Source organism: Rhizobium sp. BK181 (assembly GCF_014193305.1).
GTDB lineage: Bacteria > Pseudomonadota > Alphaproteobacteria > Rhizobiales > Rhizobiaceae > Rhizobium.
Window position 1 is genome coordinate 258689 of record NZ_JACHZA010000003.1, and the last position, 16832, is coordinate 275520.

Annotated in this window: 17 protein-coding genes and 1 tRNA gene; 12 read left to right on the plus strand and 6 right to left on the minus strand. The window is 59.7% G+C overall.

The annotated features are described in order from the left end of the window. Positions 1–141 precede the first annotated feature (141 nt). Positions 142–216, minus strand: a tRNA-Gly gene (locus FHT77_RS11145). 251 nt (positions 217–467) lie between these two features. Between FHT77_RS11145 and FHT77_RS11150 the strand changes: the two genes are divergently transcribed. From FHT77_RS11150 to FHT77_RS11165, 4 genes are all read left to right on the plus strand, one after another. Further along, positions 468–977: a prolyl-tRNA synthetase associated domain-containing protein gene (locus tag FHT77_RS11150; protein ID WP_183755118.1), complete on the plus strand. Its 510-nt coding sequence runs from the start codon at positions 468–470 to the stop codon at positions 975–977. 53 nt (positions 978–1030) lie between these two features. Beyond that, positions 1031–1996, plus strand: a complete 966-nt coding sequence (trxA, locus tag FHT77_RS11155; protein ID WP_183755119.1) for a thioredoxin — start codon at positions 1031–1033, stop codon at positions 1994–1996. 106 nt (positions 1997–2102) lie between these two features. After that, complete coding sequence (locus tag FHT77_RS11160) at positions 2103–2771, plus strand: LON peptidase substrate-binding domain-containing protein (protein WP_183755120.1); 669 nt, start codon at positions 2103–2105, stop codon at positions 2769–2771. A 9-nt stretch (positions 2772–2780) separates the two neighbouring features. Then, positions 2781–2969: a Trm112 family protein gene (locus FHT77_RS11165; protein WP_007528286.1), complete on the plus strand. Its 189-nt coding sequence runs from the start codon at positions 2781–2783 to the stop codon at positions 2967–2969. On the opposite strand, the gene FHT77_RS11170 is transcribed toward FHT77_RS11165, so the two are convergent. Beyond that, positions 2970–4184 (minus strand): ubiquinone biosynthesis hydroxylase, encoded by a 1215-nt coding sequence (locus FHT77_RS11170; protein WP_183755121.1) that lies wholly within the window; start codon positions 4182–4184, stop codon positions 2970–2972. It lies immediately after the preceding gene. An 85-nt stretch (positions 4185–4269) separates the two neighbouring features. On the opposite strand from FHT77_RS11170, the gene tesB reads away from it, so the two are divergent. The 6 genes from tesB to FHT77_RS11200 all read left to right on the plus strand — a co-directional run bounded on the left by tesB (position 4270) and on the right by FHT77_RS11200 (position 11805). Further along, positions 4270–5154: an acyl-CoA thioesterase II gene (gene tesB, locus FHT77_RS11175; RefSeq protein WP_183755122.1), complete on the plus strand. Its 885-nt coding sequence runs from the start codon at positions 4270–4272 to the stop codon at positions 5152–5154. 211 nt (positions 5155–5365) lie between these two features. Beyond that, positions 5366–5716 carry a P-II family nitrogen regulator gene (locus FHT77_RS11180; RefSeq protein WP_019280527.1) on the plus strand — a complete coding sequence of 117 codons (351 nt, stop codon included), beginning with the start codon at positions 5366–5368 and terminating at the stop codon, positions 5714–5716. A 28-nt stretch (positions 5717–5744) separates the two neighbouring features. After that, positions 5745–7169 (plus strand): ammonium transporter, encoded by a 1425-nt coding sequence (locus FHT77_RS11185; protein WP_183755123.1) that lies wholly within the window; start codon positions 5745–5747, stop codon positions 7167–7169. A 240-nt stretch (positions 7170–7409) separates the two neighbouring features. After that, positions 7410–10070 (plus strand): DNA translocase FtsK, encoded by a 2661-nt coding sequence (locus FHT77_RS11190; RefSeq protein ID WP_183755124.1) that lies wholly within the window; start codon positions 7410–7412, stop codon positions 10068–10070. Between the two features lie 134 nt (positions 10071–10204). Next, positions 10205–10876: an outer membrane lipoprotein carrier protein LolA gene (locus FHT77_RS11195; protein ID WP_183755125.1), complete on the plus strand. Its 672-nt coding sequence runs from the start codon at positions 10205–10207 to the stop codon at positions 10874–10876. A gap of 125 nt (positions 10877–11001) precedes the next feature. Beyond that, a complete protein-coding gene (locus tag FHT77_RS11200; RefSeq protein WP_183755126.1) occupies positions 11002–11805 on the plus strand; it encodes an exodeoxyribonuclease III in 804 nt (267 codons plus the stop codon). A gap of 5 nt (positions 11806–11810) precedes the next feature. Here FHT77_RS11200 and FHT77_RS11205 read toward each other — a convergent pair whose 3' ends face one another. Continuing rightward, on the minus strand, positions 11811–12266 hold the full coding sequence (locus FHT77_RS11205; protein ID WP_183755127.1) for a cyclic nucleotide-binding domain-containing protein: 456 nt from the start codon (positions 12264–12266) through the stop codon (positions 11811–11813). Between the two features lies 1 nt (position 12267). After that, the gene (locus FHT77_RS11210; RefSeq protein ID WP_016556671.1) at positions 12268–12951 is read right to left on the minus strand and encodes a response regulator transcription factor; all 684 of its coding nucleotides are present in this window, start codon (positions 12949–12951) and stop codon (positions 12268–12270) included. A 143-nt stretch (positions 12952–13094) separates the two neighbouring features. On the opposite strand from FHT77_RS11210, the gene FHT77_RS11215 reads away from it, so the two are divergent. Together FHT77_RS11215 and FHT77_RS11220 are read left to right on the plus strand one after the other, a co-directional pair. Continuing rightward, positions 13095–13643 carry a L,D-transpeptidase family protein gene (locus FHT77_RS11215; RefSeq protein WP_210280863.1) on the plus strand — a complete coding sequence of 183 codons (549 nt, stop codon included), beginning with the start codon at positions 13095–13097 and terminating at the stop codon, positions 13641–13643. A gap of 137 nt (positions 13644–13780) precedes the next feature. After that, positions 13781–14611, plus strand: a complete 831-nt coding sequence (locus FHT77_RS11220; protein WP_183755128.1) for an aldo/keto reductase — start codon at positions 13781–13783, stop codon at positions 14609–14611. Positions 14612–14664: 53 nt separating this feature from the next. On the opposite strand, the gene FHT77_RS11225 is transcribed toward FHT77_RS11220, so the two are convergent. Beyond that, positions 14665–15201 (minus strand): SixA phosphatase family protein, encoded by a 537-nt coding sequence (locus FHT77_RS11225; protein ID WP_183755129.1) that lies wholly within the window; start codon positions 15199–15201, stop codon positions 14665–14667. A 110-nt stretch (positions 15202–15311) separates the two neighbouring features. Then, positions 15312–16721 (minus strand): 3-isopropylmalate dehydratase large subunit, encoded by a 1410-nt coding sequence (gene leuC, locus FHT77_RS11230; protein WP_016556667.1) that lies wholly within the window; start codon positions 16719–16721, stop codon positions 15312–15314. Positions 16722–16832: the final 111 nt, after the last annotated feature.

A 16832-nucleotide genomic window follows, 5' to 3' on the forward strand; every position in this document is an offset into this window, starting at 1 on the left:
CAAGGTATAGCCCGTCGTCAGTCGGTCGGGCACTGAGGTGCCGTTACGCTGCGCCGTCTCTTCCGGTGGCGACACGGCCAAAAGCCCGAATTGGCTCCTCGACAAGCGAGGTCTTAAGATGTTGACTTATTCGAGGAAATTTGGAGCGGGCGAAGGGATTTGAACCCTCGACCCCAACCTTGGCAAGGTTGTGCTCTACCCCTGAGCTACACCCGCTCAATCCGCACCGGTCCGGGGTAGTTGTGAGGACCGTGGGCGCCACCTTGCGGCGACGGGCGCTATATCGCCCAAACGATTTTCAAATGCAACAGGGAAATGACGGAATTTCGAAGAAAAATTTCCGGGCCTCGTTCGAAGACATCGGAAGTGCCGCAAATGCAGGGCCAAGCGTCAACCACGAACATTGCAAAAGGCGATCGCGGACCGTAATCAGGCACCTTATCGCTCTCAGACCCACGGATTTTACGATGACCGATGTGACGCCGAAGACCAGAAATGACCTTTTTGCTTTCCTTGACGGCCTGGAGATCAAGCACAGCACCAAGGATCATGCGCCGGTCTTCACGGTCGCCGAATCGGTGGCACTGCGCGATGAAATTCCCGGCGGCCACACCAAAAATCTCTTTGTGAAGGACAAGAAAGATCAGTTCTTCTTGCTGACGGTAGAAGAGAATGCGGCTGTGGATCTGAAAACGGTGCATACGCTGATCGGCGCTTCCAGCAAGGTCTCATTCGGGAAACCGGAAAAGCTGATGGAGTATCTGGGCGTTGTTCCGGGGGCGGTTACGGCTTTTGGGGCCATCAACGATACAGGCGGACATGTCACATTCGTTCTCGATGCCGATCTGATGAAGGATGAGATCATCAACTGTCATCCGCTGTCGAACGATGCCACGACATCGATTGCCAGCAGCGACCTTATTCGCTTTATGGAAGCAACAGGACACAAGCCGCTTGTCTTGAAAGTGACGTCCTGACATACGATTTTAGCGCTACACAAGCCGGCTGACCGGCACGGCGGGAGATATCCATGAGCGGCAACGACAATCCTTACAGCAATTCCTTGGGCCAGATGACGGCAACGGCAAACTACGGGGCAGCGCCGGCACCCGGCGCGGGCGGCTATATCAAGGATACGACGACTGCTAATTTCACGAAGGATGTCATTGAGGAATCGCGCAACCAGCCGGTTCTCGTCGATTTCTGGGCACCGTGGTGCGGTCCCTGCAAGCAGCTGACGCCGGTCCTGGAAAAGGTCGTCAATGAGGCGCAGGGGCGCGTCAAGCTGGTCAAGATGAACATCGATGACCATCCCTCGATTGCCGGGCAGCTTGGTATCCAGTCGATCCCGGCCGTGATCGCCTTCGTTGGCGGTCGTCCCGCCGATGGCTTCATGGGCGCAGTGCCAGAGAGCCAGATCAACCAGTTCATCGATCGCATCGCCGGTCCGGCCGGCGCCGACCAGGCGGCAGAAATCGAGAGCGTTCTCAAGGAGGCCGACGAGCTGCTGGCTTCAGGCGATATCAACGGTGCCGCGCAGCTCTATGGTGCTGTCACGCAGGCCGATCCCGAGAATGCGAAGGCGTTGGCGGGAATGGCGGAGTGCATGATAGCCGCCAACCAGCATGAGCGTGCGCGCGAGGCGCTAACCGAACTGCCGGAGGAAATGGCGAAGGATCCGGCCATCCAGGCGGTCTCGAAGAAGCTCGATCAGATCGAGGAGGCGCGCAAGCTCGGCGATCCCGTAGCCCTGGAGCAGGAGTTGGCGCGAAATCCCGACGATCATGAAGCGCGTTTGAAGCTTGCCAAGATCCGCAACGTCGAGGGCCGGCGTGACGAGTCGGCAGATCACCTGCTCTACATCATGCGCAAGGACCGTGCCTTCGACGACGACGGCGCGCGGCGCCAATTGCTGCAGTTCTTCGACGTCTGGGGCTTCAAGGATCCGGCTACGGTTTCGGCACGCCGCAAGCTTTCGGCGATGCTGTTTTCATAATTCGGACTCCAGTTTCGATTCGTCGCCCTTGCGTTTTTAGAGGCGGGCACCACATTTCCGTTTGTGCGGGCGTGTCGCGCCCGCCGGCAATGCAGGACCAGTCTCTATGCAAGTGGGGAATGCACGATATCTGAAACCCGGTGATCTGCCTGATACGATCGCGGTCTTTCCGCTGGGCGGTGCGCTGCTGCTGCCTACAGGGCAGTTGCCTCTCAATATTTTCGAGCCGCGCTATCTTGCCATGTTCGATGCGGCCTTATCAGGTAATCGATTGATCGGCATGGTCCAGCCCGCGCTGGGCGACCAGGAAGGGCAGGGTGAGGCTAGTCTGGCGCCGGTTGGGTGCCTCGGACGCATCACTTCTTTTGCCGAGACCGGCGACGGTCGCTACATCGTGTCCCTGACTGGCATTTGCCGTTTTCGGCTGCTGGAGGAGCGGGAAACCCATAATCCGTTCCGAACCTTCCGCATTGCGCCGTTCATTGCCGATCTTTCGGCGCGCGACGAGGAAGATGCGGTTGATCGGACCGCGCTTCTGGCCGCCTTCAAGGCCTATCTCGACGCGAACAAGCTCGAGGCGGATTGGGAAAGTGTCGAGCGCGCCAGCAACCTGACGCTCGTCAACTCGCTGGCCATGATGTCTCCTTTCGGGCCGGCGGAGAAGCAGGCGCTACTCGAAGCGCCGGATCTGAAAACACGAGCGGAAACACTGATCGCGATCACAGAGATCGTGTTGGCCCGCGTCTTCGGTGACTCGGACACCGTTCTGCAGTAAAACCGGTTCATGGACGAAAAACTCAGCCGCGTTGACCCGAAGCTTCTGGAACTATTGGTATGCCCTCTGACCAAGGGCCGGCTGACATACGACCGCGAGCACAATGAACTGGTGTCGGAGAAGGCGCGTCTCGCCTATCCGATCCGAGATGGCATTCCAATCATGCTGGTTTCCGAGGCACGCGAGCTCGACGACTGACTAGATCGCCTGTCCCGCGAGCAGGCGGGGGTTGTCTTTGGCGGTTGTGCCGGCCGCCTGCCCGATAAAGAACGATTTGAGGCCGGGCAGCCGATCGACGATTCCGAGGCCAAAATCACGGGCGATACGCAGTGGTCCCACGTCGTTGGAGAAAAGCCGATTCAGCACATCGGTGGTGACGCCCATCCGGAAGGTGTCAAAGCGTCGCCAGGCCTGGTAGCGCTCGAGTATGTTGATTGAGCCGATATCAAGGCCAAGCCGATCGGCCTCGACGACGGTTTCGGCAAGGGCGGCGACATCCTTGAAGCCGAGGTTCAGGCCCTGACCTGAAATCGGATGAATACCATGCGCCGCATCTCCGGCGAGCGCCACACGTGGAGCTACGAAAGCCCGTGCAAGCGTCAGCCCCAGCGGGAAGGCGCGTTTGTCGCCGGCAACCCTCAATGCACCGAGCTTGTGACCGAAGCGGCGCTCCAGCTCTTCGTCGAAAATCAGATCGTCGGATGTGACGAGACGGTTTGCCTCCGGCGTCGGCTCGGTCCAGACGAGCGAGGAGCGGTTGCCTTTCAGAGGCAGGATGGCGAACGGTCCGGACGGAAGGAAATGTTCTTCCGCGCAACCGTGATGAGGGCGCTCATGCTCGACAGTCGTGACAATCCCGGATTGCCCATAGTCCCAGGAGACGGTCTTGATCCCTGCCAGGTCCCTGAGGTGTGAACGGACGCCGTCGCAGGCGACGACCAGCCGGGCTTCCTGCACGCTGCCATCCGCGGCCGTGACTGTCGCATGCGTATCGGCAATGGAGAGGCCGGTCGCGCCAAAGCCGTGATGAATTTCGATCCCAAGCCGTTCACATACGCCACGCAGCGCCCGGACGAGCACGACATTCGGAATCATATGTGCGAACGGCCGTCCATCCTCCACCTCGCCATCGAAGGTCAGGAAGACCGGACGTACGGGATCCGATGTCTTGGAATCGGTGACGATCATCTTGGTGATCGGCTGAGCGTCGGGCTCGATCTCATCCCAGATGCCGAAAACCTCGAGCATCCTGGTCGCGGCCGCGATAATGGCCGAGGCGCGCATGTCCTTCTGCCATACGCCGGCAGGAGCAGCCTCGACAACCGCGACCTCGAGGTGAGGTGCTGCCTGCTTGACCGCCACGGCCGCGGAAAGCCCCACATAACCCGCGCCTACAACCAGCATGTCCCGCATGGATTCCGTTCCGTTTCTTGTGAATATCGTATTGATCTATATAGATCATCGCTGCCGTACTTCCTACCGCCCGGAGCCGTACAAAATGACGCGTGACACCGAAAAGCCGACTGCGATGGAGACCCTGCTTTCTACGCTGGATCTCGAAGGGGTCGAGGTCGACATCTTTCGGGGTCGCAGCCCCCAGGTTGGCTGGCAGCGCGTCTTCGGCGGTCAGGTCATCTCGCAGGCCTTGATGGCGGCACAGCGCACAGTGGAGCGCGACCGGATCGTACATTCGCTGCACGCCTATTTTATGCGACCGGGCGATCCCTCCGTGCCGATTGTCTATCAGGTGGAAAGGATTCGCGACGGGTCGAGTTTCAATACGCGCCGGGCCGTGGCCATCCAGCATGGAAAAGCGATCTTCGCCCTGTCGGCCTCGTTTCAGATCGAGGAACCTGGTTTCGATCATCAGATCGTCATGCCCGACGTGCCCGTTCCGGAAAAGCTTCTCGATGAGCGGCAGATCGCGGCCCAGTTTCTAGCCAACGCGCCCGCGCCGATTCGGAAATACTGGGAGCGCGAGCGGCCGATCGAGATTCGCCCGATATCGCTCACGCACTATTTCTCTGACAAGAAGCTCGATCCGGTGCAGCATGTTTGGGTTCGGGCGACGGGGCCAGTTCCCGACGATGGGCACTATCAGGCAGCCATTCTTGCCTACCTCTCCGACATGACCCTGCTCGATACGTCGCTCCATCCGCATGGAACGTCGATTTTCGATCAGAGCATCCAGGTGGCCAGCCTCGATCATTCGATGTGGTTCCATCGGCCTACCAAACTCGATGATTGGCTTCTCTACACCCAGGACAGCCCCTCGGCTTCCGGTGCCAGGGGGCTCACCCGCGGTAGCCTGTTTACGAGAGACGGTGTCTTGATTGCGTCGGTGGCGCAGGAGGGGCTGATTCGTAAACGGGCAATTGAATAAATCGTAGGCATATTCATTCATTTGAACATTTTTTGAGCGATTATTGGGCAATCAATTGCCCGTTTATTAGCGCCGTTATAAATAACGTATACTTTTCAATCTGTTAGATCGCCAGATCGAATCTGGCACGTCCTTTGAATGTCTAGTCTCGGTCGCTGTTCGTGAACGTCAGCGGCAAGGAGAGTCGGCTCCGTGCCGAGGATAACGAAGGATGGGAAACCAGATGAAAATTGTGATGGCCATTATCAAGCCGTTCAAGCTGGATGAGGTGCGCGAAGCCCTCACGGCGATCGGCATCCAAGGCCTGACCGTGACCGAAGTGAAGGGCTACGGGCGCCAGAAGGGGCATACTGAAATTTATCGCGGCACCGAATATGCGGTCAGCTTCCTGCCGAAGCTCAAGATCGAGATCGCGGTCGCCTCCGAACTCGTCGACAAGGCTGTCGAAGCCATCGCCTCATCTGCCAAGACCGGCCAGATCGGTGACGGCAAGATCTTCGTCTATTCGATCGACCATGCCGTGCGCATTCGCACCGGCGAAACCGACACAGAAGCGCTGTAAGAGCCGCAGAGCAAGGGAGCCTGTTTCAATGTCAATTTCGAAGTTTTCTTCCACCTATGCGCGGCTTGCTGCTGCGTCGGCTGCGCTGCTCGCGCCCGCCGTCGCTTTCGCGCAGGATGCAGCTGCTCCTGCAGCCGCCGCTGCTGCTCCTGCGATGACGGTCGACAAGGGCGACAATACCTGGATGATGATCTCCACGGTTCTCGTCCTGCTGATGACGATCCCGGGCCTCGCCCTCTTCTACGGCGGTCTGGTTCGCGCCAAGAATATGCTCTCCGTTCTCATGCAGGTCTTCATGATCACGGCAGTGGTGATGATCATCTGGGTGACCTACGGCTACTCGCTCGCATTTACGGACGGCGGCTCGCTTAACAGCTTCGTCGGCGGCTTCTCGAAGGCTTTCCTCGCAGGCGTCGACACGACCACTCTGTCCGAAACATTCACAAAGGGCGTTGCCATTCCGGAGCTGACCTACGTTTGCTTCCAGATGACCTTCGCGTGCATCACGCCTGCCCTGATCGTCGGCGCTTTCGCCGAGCGCATCAAGTTCTCGGCCGTCATGCTGTTCGTCGTTCTGTGGGTCACCTTCGTCTACTTCCCGATGGCACACATGGTTTGGTTCTGGGGCGGTCCGAGCTCCTACACCTCGCCGTCGGGTCTGATCTTCTCCTACGGCGCACTTGACTTCGCTGGCGGTACGGTCGTCCACATCAATGCCGGTATCGCCGGTCTGATCGGGGCCATCATGCTCGGCAAGCGCACCGGCTATAAGAAGGAAATCATGGCTCCGCACTCCATGACCCTCACCATGGTCGGCGCATCACTTCTGTGGGTTGGTTGGTTCGGCTTCAATGCCGGCTCGAACCTCGAAGCCAACGCCTATGCCTCGCTCGCGATGATCAACACCTTCGTCGCAACGGCTGCAGCGGCTGTGTCCTGGTGCCTCGTCGAAAACTTCACTCGCGGCAAGGCGTCGATGCTCGGCGCAGCTTCGGGTGCCGTCGCCGGCCTGGTTGCCGTTACGCCGGCAGCAGGTTTCGCAGGCCCGATGGGTTCGATCGTCCTCGGCCTCATCGTTTCGCCGGTTTGCTACTTCTTCGTCGACGTCGTGAAGAACAAGTTCAACTATGATGACTCGCTCGATGTCTTTGGCGTGCATTGCGTTGGTGGTATCCTCGGCGCCATCGGCACTGGCATCCTAGTCAATCCGGCGCTCGGCGGCGCAGGCATCGTCGATTACTCGACGGCCGACTTCGCGGCCAGCTATCCGGGTACCGCGACGCAGGTTTTCGCCCAGCTGAAGGGCGTCCTGACGACGATCGCATGGTCGGGCATCGGTTCCTTCATCCTCTACAAGATCGTTGATGTCGTCATCGGTCTGCGCGTCTCTGTCGAAGCGGAGCGCGAGGGTCTCGACCTCGCAACCCACGGCGAAGCCGCGTACCATTCGTAATCTAGGCATTGCGGCGCTTGCATAACAGGCGCCGCTGAACAGCCCGTCGCGGCCTATTCGTCCGAATAGTCCGCTTTTGGCCCGGACCTCCATAGGTTCGGGCTTTTTTATTTTCAGATGCAAGATGTGGGGGTGGCATGGTTAATACCGCTTTAACCGTCCTTTGATTAGGTGGGGCGAAGGTACTGGGCGCAGACGCTTGGCGATTCGCACGCTCTCACGCATTGGACGGGTACACACATGGCAAGAAGCACATCGCCTGCAATGGATGGCCGGCCTGACCGTTTTTCCCTTTCGGGCTTCATGTTCCGGCAGGCGCAAACCCTTATCGGCTTCGGGATCTTTCTGCTGCTCGCTTTGGCCGTTGCTGCGCTTGCGACCTGGAATGTTGCGGATCCGAGCTACTCCTATGCAACAGGAAACGATCCGACCAACATTCTAGGCTATAGCGGGGCTGCCTTTGCCGACCTTGCAATGCAGTTTTTCGGACTTGCCAGCGTCGTCGCGCTTTTGCCTGTGGTCGCCTGGGCGCTTGCATTGATCTCAGGACGCCGCATCAGCCGCATCCCGGCGCGCGCCGCCGCCTGGGGTCTGGGATCGGTGCTTTCTTCCGCCGTAATAGGTTGCTTCCCGCCGCCGCTCACCTGGCCGATTCCCAACGGTATCGGCGGTGTCATCGGTGACATGATCCTGCGGTTCCCTGCGCTGTTTGTCGGCGCCTATCCGACCGGCGCCTTCGCAACAGCGGTTGGCTGCGTATTCGCCATCCCCACCGTCTGGATGCTGCTGTTTTCTGCCGGTCTCGTCGGTCGCAACGAGGAGGATGAGGACGAAGCTGCGGAAGACTACGCAAAAAGCCGCTCCAAGCTGCCCTCGGTAGGTGACGAGGAAGAAGATGACGATGAAGGCGGCTGGCTGGCGTTCGGCGCGCTGACGCATGCCTGGTACATGAGCCAGGCTCGCATGCGTCGCTTGCTCGGCATGGGCCCTCGCAAACGGCGGCAGGATGATTTCGAGTCGCCCTACGACTTCAATGATGACGAGTTTGGCAAGCTGAATGAGCCGGTCCGCGCCAAGGTGCCGGCTGCACGCGGAGAGCGCATGGATCCATCGATGGATCCGCGCGCCGCCTCACAGCGCCGTGTTGTTTCCGCGCCGTCCATCTCGCTCAATGACGACGACGATGACGATCTGCCGTTCGATGATATGCCGCCGCGTCCAGCCGACATTCTGCCTGATGACGACGACTGGATGATGCGCGCTCCCTCCAAGCCCGCCGGCGGACGTTCGGAGCCGCGCGTGGTACAGCCGACGGCGCGGCCGAAACCCGGCGCCCGCGTCGAACGCGAGCAACAGGGATCGTTCATCCGCCCCGAGGGCTTCCAGCTTCCGTCGATGCATCTCCTCGCCGAACCGAAGAATGTCGTGCGTGATTCGACGCTGTCTGCCGATGCGCTGGAACAGAATGCGCGCATGCTCGAAGGCGTGCTCGAGGATTTCGGTGTCAAGGGCGAAATCATCCACGTCCGTCCCGGTCCGGTTGTAACCCTCTATGAACTGGAGCCTGCTCCCGGTATCAAGTCGTCGCGCGTCATCGGCTTGGCCGACGATATCGCCCGCTCGATGAGCGCGATCGCTGCCCGCGTCGCTGTCGTGCCGGGCCGCAATGCCATCGGTATCGAGCTGCCGAACTCCACGCGCGAAACCGTCTATCTGCGCGAACTCATCGCTTCACGCGATTTCGAGGGCTCGAAGGCGAAGCTTGCCATGGCGCTCGGCAAGACCATCGGCGGCGAAGCTGTCATAGCGGATCTGGCCAAGATGCCGCACCTGCTCGTTGCGGGTACCACAGGCTCGGGTAAGTCAGTCGCCATCAACACAATGATCCTGTCGCTGCTCTACCGCATGACGCCGGAGCAATGCCGCCTGATCATGATCGATCCTAAGATGCTCGAATTGTCTGTTTACGACGGCATTCCGCATCTTCTCTCGCCTGTCGTCACGGACCCCAAAAAGGCTGTCGTTGCGCTCAAGTGGACCGTCCGCGAGATGGAAGAGCGCTACAAGAAGATGTCGAAGATCGGCGTCCGCAATATCGACGGCTTCAACAGCCGCGTCGAACAGGCCCTTGCCAAGGGCGAGGTGATCTCGCGCACCGTGCAGACCGGCTTCGACCGCCACACGGGCGAGGCGATGTACGAGACGGAAGAATTCGACCTGCAGCCGATGCCTTATATCGTCGTCATCATCGACGAGATGGCCGACCTGATGATGGTTGCCGGCAAAGACATCGAAGGCGCGGTGCAGCGACTGGCGCAGATGGCGCGTGCCGCCGGCATCCATGTCATCATGGCGACCCAGCGCCCGTCTGTCGACGTTATCACCGGCACCATCAAGGCAAACTTCCCGACCCGCATCTCCTTCCAGGTGACGTCGAAGATTGATAGTCGCACCATCCTCGGCGAACAGGGCGCGGAGCAGCTGCTCGGTATGGGTGACATGCTCTATATGGCCGGCGGCGGACGCATCCAGCGCGTCCACGGCCCGTTCGTTGCCGATATGGAGGTCGAGGAGATCGTCTCCTACCTGAAGACGCAAGGCGCGCCGCAATATCTCGACGCCATTACGGCTGACGAGGACGAAGATGGCGACTATGGCGGTGGTCCGGCGGGAACGTCCAATCTTTCTGAATCCGACGATCCGTACGATCAGGCCGTGGCCATCGTTCTACGTGACGGAAAGGCATCGACGTCGTATATTCAACGCAGACTTGGCATTGGATACAACCGCGCCGCATCACTGATCGAGCGGATGGAGCAGGAAGGCATCATCGGTCCCGCCAATCATGCTGGAAAACGCGAGATCCTGGTTCCGACCGAGGGCGATATTCTTGACCGCTGAGGCCGGCAGCATTGATTGATGCCAACCTCACGGAAACCTGATCGCATTGAAACCGTTAGTTTATGCAGGCCTGCGAGCTCCGCCATGAAGGCGCCGCGTTTCCGCAGCATTCAAAATGCATAAAGGAGACATAGATGAACAACTCCAATTCCGTCATGGACCGCATCTCGCTGACCCGGCGCCATCTTCTTGGCACGCTGGCCGTCGCTGCGGCGTCGGCAATCCCGATTGCGGCCTATGCACAGGCGGCGGCCGCTGCTTCCAGCGCCTCTACCGCGCAGGCGATTGCGGACCACTTCTCAAGCGTTGCGACGATGCAGGGCGAATTCGTCCAGTTTGGCCCGCGCGGCGAGCAGACCGGTGGGAAGTTCTATATCCAGCGCCCCGGGAAGCTGCGCTTTAACTATGACAACCCATCGCCGATCCGTGTCATCGCGGACGGAAAGAACGTTGCCGTCGGCAATATGAAGCTCAAGACCTGGGATTTGTATCCATTGTCGAAGACGCCGCTCAGCCTGCTGTTGGCACAGCGGATCGACCTCTCGGCAGGCTCCGTGAAGAGCGTGAAGCAGGAATCCGACCTGACGACGATCGCGCTTGGCAACAACACGATCTTTGGTAACTCGACGATTACGATGATGTTCGATCCGAAGACCTATGATCTCCGTCAGTGGACGATCACCGACAACCAGGGCAAGGACACCTCCGTCATGGTGTTCAACGTCAAGACCGGCATCCAGTTCGACGACAAGGTGTTCAGGGTGCCTTACGAAGTGATCCCCGGGACGGCCGCCTACCGAGATTGATTTCCCGCTGTTTTGTCAGGACAACGCCCTGCAATCTTACAGGGCGTTTTTCTTTGTGCGCATCCGTTCCATAGCGACAGCCTTTCCTCTAAAGCCAGTTCGTCCGGTTTTTGAAAGGCAATGGAATGGGCTTCTCGGTCACGACTTGGAATATCAACTCTCTGCGGTTGCGCATGCCGATCGTCGAGCAATTCGTCCTCAAGCATAAGCCAGACATCCTTTGCCTCCAGGAAACGAAGGTGCCAAACGATCTGTTTCCTGCCTCGCCGCTACGCGCGATGGGCTATGAACACATTATCATCCATGGCCAAAAGGGCTATCATGGTGTTGCCATTGCCTCACGTGTCCCGCTCGTCGAGGATCACCGTCAGGACTACTGCAACGTCGGTGATGCCAGGCACATCTCCGCCGTCTTCGAGCGCGGTGGCCGGCGTATTCGCCTGCATAACTTCTATGTGCCGGCCGGCGGCGACGAACCGGATCGGACGATCAATCCGAAGTTCGGGCACAAGCTCGACTTCATCGAGGAAATGAAGCAACTCAAGGCGAACGGCGAGACGAATACCTCGGCAATCCTTGTCGGCGATCTCAATATCGCTCCGCTCGAGCACGACGTATGGTCGCATAAGCCGCTGCTCAAGATCGTCAGCCACACGCCGGTGGAGACCGAAGGCCTTCTTGAGGTCATGCAGCGGGGCGCCTGGCTCGACCTGATGCGCCAACACGTTCCGGAGAATGAAAAACTCTATACGTGGTGGAGCTATCGCGCCAAGGACTGGCAAGCGGCCGATCGCGGCCGCCGGCTCGACCATATCTGGAGCTCAAAGGACCTCGGGCCACACCTGCAGCGCATCGATATCCTGAAGGAAGCGCGCGGTTGGGAACGGCCATCCGACCATGTGCCGGTTACCGCGCACTTCAATCTCTGATCGATTCAGACAAAGCGGTGGAGCTGTGCCACTGCTTTGGCCGCAAGCTCGGCGATGTTGTCCCGAATGCGGCTCTCTATCAGCCGGGCAGCATCCGGATATTCCTCGATGAGCCGATGGAACAGCGAGCGAGTGATGCGAATGATACTCGTGTCTTCGGTTGCAACGGCCGTGAACTTGCGCTCAACCAGCGTGATAAGCGCAAGTTCGGACAGAAGCGTGCCAGGTCCGACCGTATTCTGGACTTCAGGTTGGCCATCGCGGCCAGTCCGGCTGAGTTCGACGCCGCCAGCGAGGATGACGTAGGCGCTTTCCGCCGGCGAGCCTTCGCGGAAGAGCATCTGGCCTGCCGAAATGACGCGTCGATCCGCGCCGAAGGCGATCAGCCGCAGCTGATCCTCGGACATGCCGTGGAACAGAGGCAGCTGCGACAATAGCCGGATGTCATCGTTCAGAGCCATGCTACGGGATGATCTTGTAGCCGCCGTTTTCTGTCACCAGAATCTCGGCGTTGGATGGATCGCGCTCGATCTTCTGGCGCAGGCGGTAGACGTGGGTTTCCAACGTGTGCGTGGTGACGCCGGAATTGTAGCCCCACACTTCTTCCAGGAGCACGTCGCGGGTGACGACCTTCTGCTCGGCGCGATATAGGTAGCGAATGATTGCCGCTTCCTTCTCCGTCAGCCGGATCTTCTGGCCGCTGTCCATCGTCAACAGCTTCTGGCTCGGCTTGAAGACATAAGGGCCGACGCTGAAGGTGGCGTCCTCGCTTTGCTCGTGCTGGCGCAGTTGCACGCGGATGCGGGCAAGCAGGACAGCGAAGCGGAAGGGCTTGGTAACGTAGTCGTTGGCGCCCGCTTCGAGGCCGAGGATGGTATCGGAGTCCGTGTCATGACCGGTCAGCATGATGATCGGGGCTTTCAGTCCGCCCTTTCGCAGCAGCTTGACGGCCTCGCGTCCGTCCATATCGGGCAGCCCGACGTCCATGATGAGCAGGTCGATCGGCGTTGATCGCGCACGCTCGACGCCCTTGGCCGCCGTCGTTTCTTGAAGCACCGTGAATTCGTCGTAGAGCGAAAGCTGTTCCGTGAGTGTCTCGCGGAGGTCGTCATCATCATCCACCAAGAGAATGGTGCGTGCGGTCATGCGGCTCTATCCCTCGCCTGCGGTCCCTCACTCCTACGCCAATTCGCTAGCATTGGCAAAGATTGGGCAACCGAGCTGTTGTCGTATACGATGCTATATGTTTTCAATCGTAATCCTAGCAATCGCAACCACATGTGAGAAAAATGGAGAAAACAAGGCGTCCGAGACCGATACAGTCGACGACCCTCGTTGTTCGTCCTGCACCAGGCAAAAAAAGTAGGGCCCTGATCAAGTTCGGTACGATTATCGTGCCGGCCGCAATCGGTCGGTCTGGCCGAACGGTGCTCAAGCGTGAGGGAGATGGGGCCACTCCTATTGCCTCGATGAAGCTACTTTCCGGCTTTCGTCGCGGCGAGCGACTCACGCGTCTTGAGTCACCGCTTGCGGTTCTCCGCATCCGTAGCGATATGCTGTGGTGCGACCAACCTGATAGCGCGAACTACAACAGGCTAGTCAAAGCACCGTTTCGGCCGAGCCATGAGGAAATGAAGCGCAAGGACGCCCTCTATGACGTCTGCCTCGTCATGGACTGGAATATCACCTCGCGAGCCCGCAATCGCGGCTCGGCGATCTTCTTCCATCTGATCAAGCCCGGCTACGAGCCGACGGCTGGGTGCGTGGCCGTTCACCCACGAGACATGCGGCGCCTCTTGCCGTTCATGCGCAAGGGGACGGTCGTGCGCGTTCTTTGATCCGCGGGGGTGATAAACCAGCCCCGCCGACCTATATGCCCTTTCGACCGGCGCACGGGCTGAAATGCGCGCAGGGAAATCCGTAACCGCGGCTTCAATCACGCCCCGTCCAATTCTTCAAACTCCGGAGACATATTGTGGCACAGCAACCCATCATCACTTTCCATGACGGACATTCAATTCCCCAGGTCGGCCTCGGCGTCTGGCAGACGCCCCAGGAGATCGCCGCACCGACGGTGCGTGCGGCAATAGCCGCCGGCTATCGGCACATCGACACGGCGTCCGGCTACGACAACGAGGAAGGCGTCGGCGAGGGCATCCGCTCGTCCGACCTCGACCGCAAGGACATTTTCGTTACCACCAAGCTCCGCAATACCGATCAGGGCTACGACGCGACCATGCGCGCGTTCGAGGGCAGCCTGAGGAAGCTCGGCATGGAGTATGTCGACCTCTACCTCATCCACTGGCCGTCGCCGCACCGTGGGCTCTATCGCGAAACCTGGAAGGCCTTCGTGAAGATCAGGGAAGAAGGCCGTGCTCGTTCGATCGGCGTTTCGAACTTCTATCCGGATCATCTCGAACAGATCATCGGCGATACCGGCGTCGTTCCGGTCATCAACCAGATCGAACTGCACCCCGATTTCCAGCAGAAGGCTGCGCAGGAAGCGCACAAGAAGCTGAACATCGCCACCGAATCGTGGAGCCCGCTCGGTCAGGGCAAGTTGATCGCCAATCCGGCGATCGGTGAGATCGCCAGGAAGCACGGAAAAACACCGGCTCAGGTCATCATTCGCTGGCATATCGACAGCGGCCTTGTTGTCATTCCGAAGTCGGTTACGCCGTCGCGGATCGAGGAGAATCTCAAGGTCTTCGATTTCAAGCTGGATGCGGCCGACATGGAGGCAATCGCCAAGCTTGACGACAAGAGTGCCCGCATGGGGCCGGATCCATATACGGCCAATTTCTGATCGAAACTCTGCTCTCCCTTCTCTCTATTTCGAGGGAGGGGAGAGACGCCACCTCAGGCAAGCGAGCGTGGCGTGATGAAGCGTTCCAACATGCCACTTCGCGGCTTCAGATCCTTCCAGCGATCGGCATCGAACTCGATCACCGCAAGTGCGGCCGTCGGGAAGTTCTCCCTGATGCGAGCGCATGCGTCGGCATCGCCTTCGCCGATCAAACCGTCTGCGAGATCCTGAAAGCCGGGATTGTGCCCGATCAGCATAAGCGTCCGAACCTTGGGATCGATGGTTTGTACGACAGCCGCGATCTTTGCGGCAGAAGCTTCGTACAAGTCCTCCGCATCACGCTTTGCGATCGCAGACGGAAGCTTTTCGGCAAGAAGCCCCCAGGTCTCCTGGGTGCGCCGAGCCGAGGACACCAGAACCAGATCGGGGATAAGCTTTTCACGCGCGAGATAGCGGCCCATCAACGGTGCTGCCTTCTCTCCGCGACCCGCTAGCGGGCGATCGTGGTCGGGCACGTTCTCCGGCCATGCGGATTTGGCGTGACGAAGAAGGAGCAGGCGTCGTTTTGTGGACGGTTTTGCAGCGCTCATATGCTCACCTGAAAGGTGCTAAGGTTCGAACGCGGCTATTGTCTCACCGAATGCGTCCGGTGTCTGCTGAGATGGCCTCCCCGTCGTTTCCGAGGGGAGGCCGTCATGTCTTAGTTCCACTCGCGGATATCGACGAAGTGGCCGGCGATCGCGGCGGCTGCGGCCATCGCCGGGGAGACGAGGTGCGTGCGGCCCTTGAAGCCTTGGCGGCCTTCGAAGTTGCGGTTCGAGGTGGAAGCGCAACGCTCGCCCGGCTTCAGGCGGTCGTCGTTCATGGCGAGGCACATCGAGCAACCGGGTTCGCGCCAGTCAAAGCCGGCGGCCTTGAAGATCTTGTCGAGGCCTTCCTGCTCCGCCTGCTCCTTCACGAGGCCCGAGCCCGGAACGATCATGGCGTTGACTGTGGAGGCGACGGTCTTGCCTTCAACAACCTTGGCAACGGCGCGCAGGTCTTCGATGCGGCCATTCGTGCAGGAGCCGATGAAGACGCGGTCGATGTTGATCTCGGTGATTGGGGTGCCGGGTTTCAGGCCCATATAGTCGAGCGCACGCCACTTGGACGCGCGTTTCGTCTCCTCCGGGATTTCGTCCGGGTTCGGAACGACGCCCTGAACGGAGATGACGTCCTCCGGCGAGGAACCCCAAGACACAATCGGGGGCAATTCGGCGGCGTTGAGCTTCACAACGCGGTCAAAATGCGCGCCTTCGTCCGACTTCAGAGTCTTCCAATACGCGATCGCTTGCTCCAGCGCCTCGCCTTTCGGCGCGCGCGGCTTGCCCTTGATGTATTCGAAGGTGGTTTCGTCCGGCGCAATCAGCCCGGCGCGGGCGCCGCCTTCGATCGACATGTTGCAGATGGTCATGCGGCCTTCCATCGACAGCGCGCGAATGGCTTCGCCGGCATATTCGATGACGTAGCCGGTGCCGCCGGCGGTGCCGATTTCACCGATGATGGCAAGAACGATGTCCTTGGCGGTGACGCCGGCAGGCAGCTGCCCGTCGACCTGCACCAGCATGTTCTTCGCCTTCTTCTGGATCAGGGTCTGCGTGGCGAGCACGTGCTCGACCTCAGAAGTACCGATGCCATGGGCGAGCGAGCCGAAGGCGCCGTGCGTCGAGGTGTGGCTGTCGCCGCAGACGATCGTCATGCCGGGCAGGGTGAAGCCCTGTTCAGGTCCGATGATATGGACGATGCCCTGCCGCTTGTCGTTCTCCGAGTAGTATTCGACATTGAACTCGGCGGCATTGATGGCGAGCTGCTCTACCTGAATGCGGCTCTCTTCGTTCTTGATGCCGAGATGGCGGTCGGGCGACGTCGGAACGTTGTGGTCGACGACGGCCAGCGTCTTTTCCGGCGCGCGAACCTTGCGGCCAGTCATACGCAGGCCTTCGAAAGCCTGCGGCGAGGTGACTTCGTGGACCAGGTGGCGGTCGATGTAGAGAAGACAGGTGCCGTCAGCCTGTTCATCAACCAGATGGTCGGCCCAGATCTTGTCGTAAAGGGTACGCGGTGCGCTCATGGCGTTGTGTCCGTATTGAATGCGTATGGAGAGATAGAGTTTGGGCGGACAAGGCTCCGCCGGCCGTCATTCGATCAACGAAGTCGGCTGTTGAGTGCACCGGACACGGAC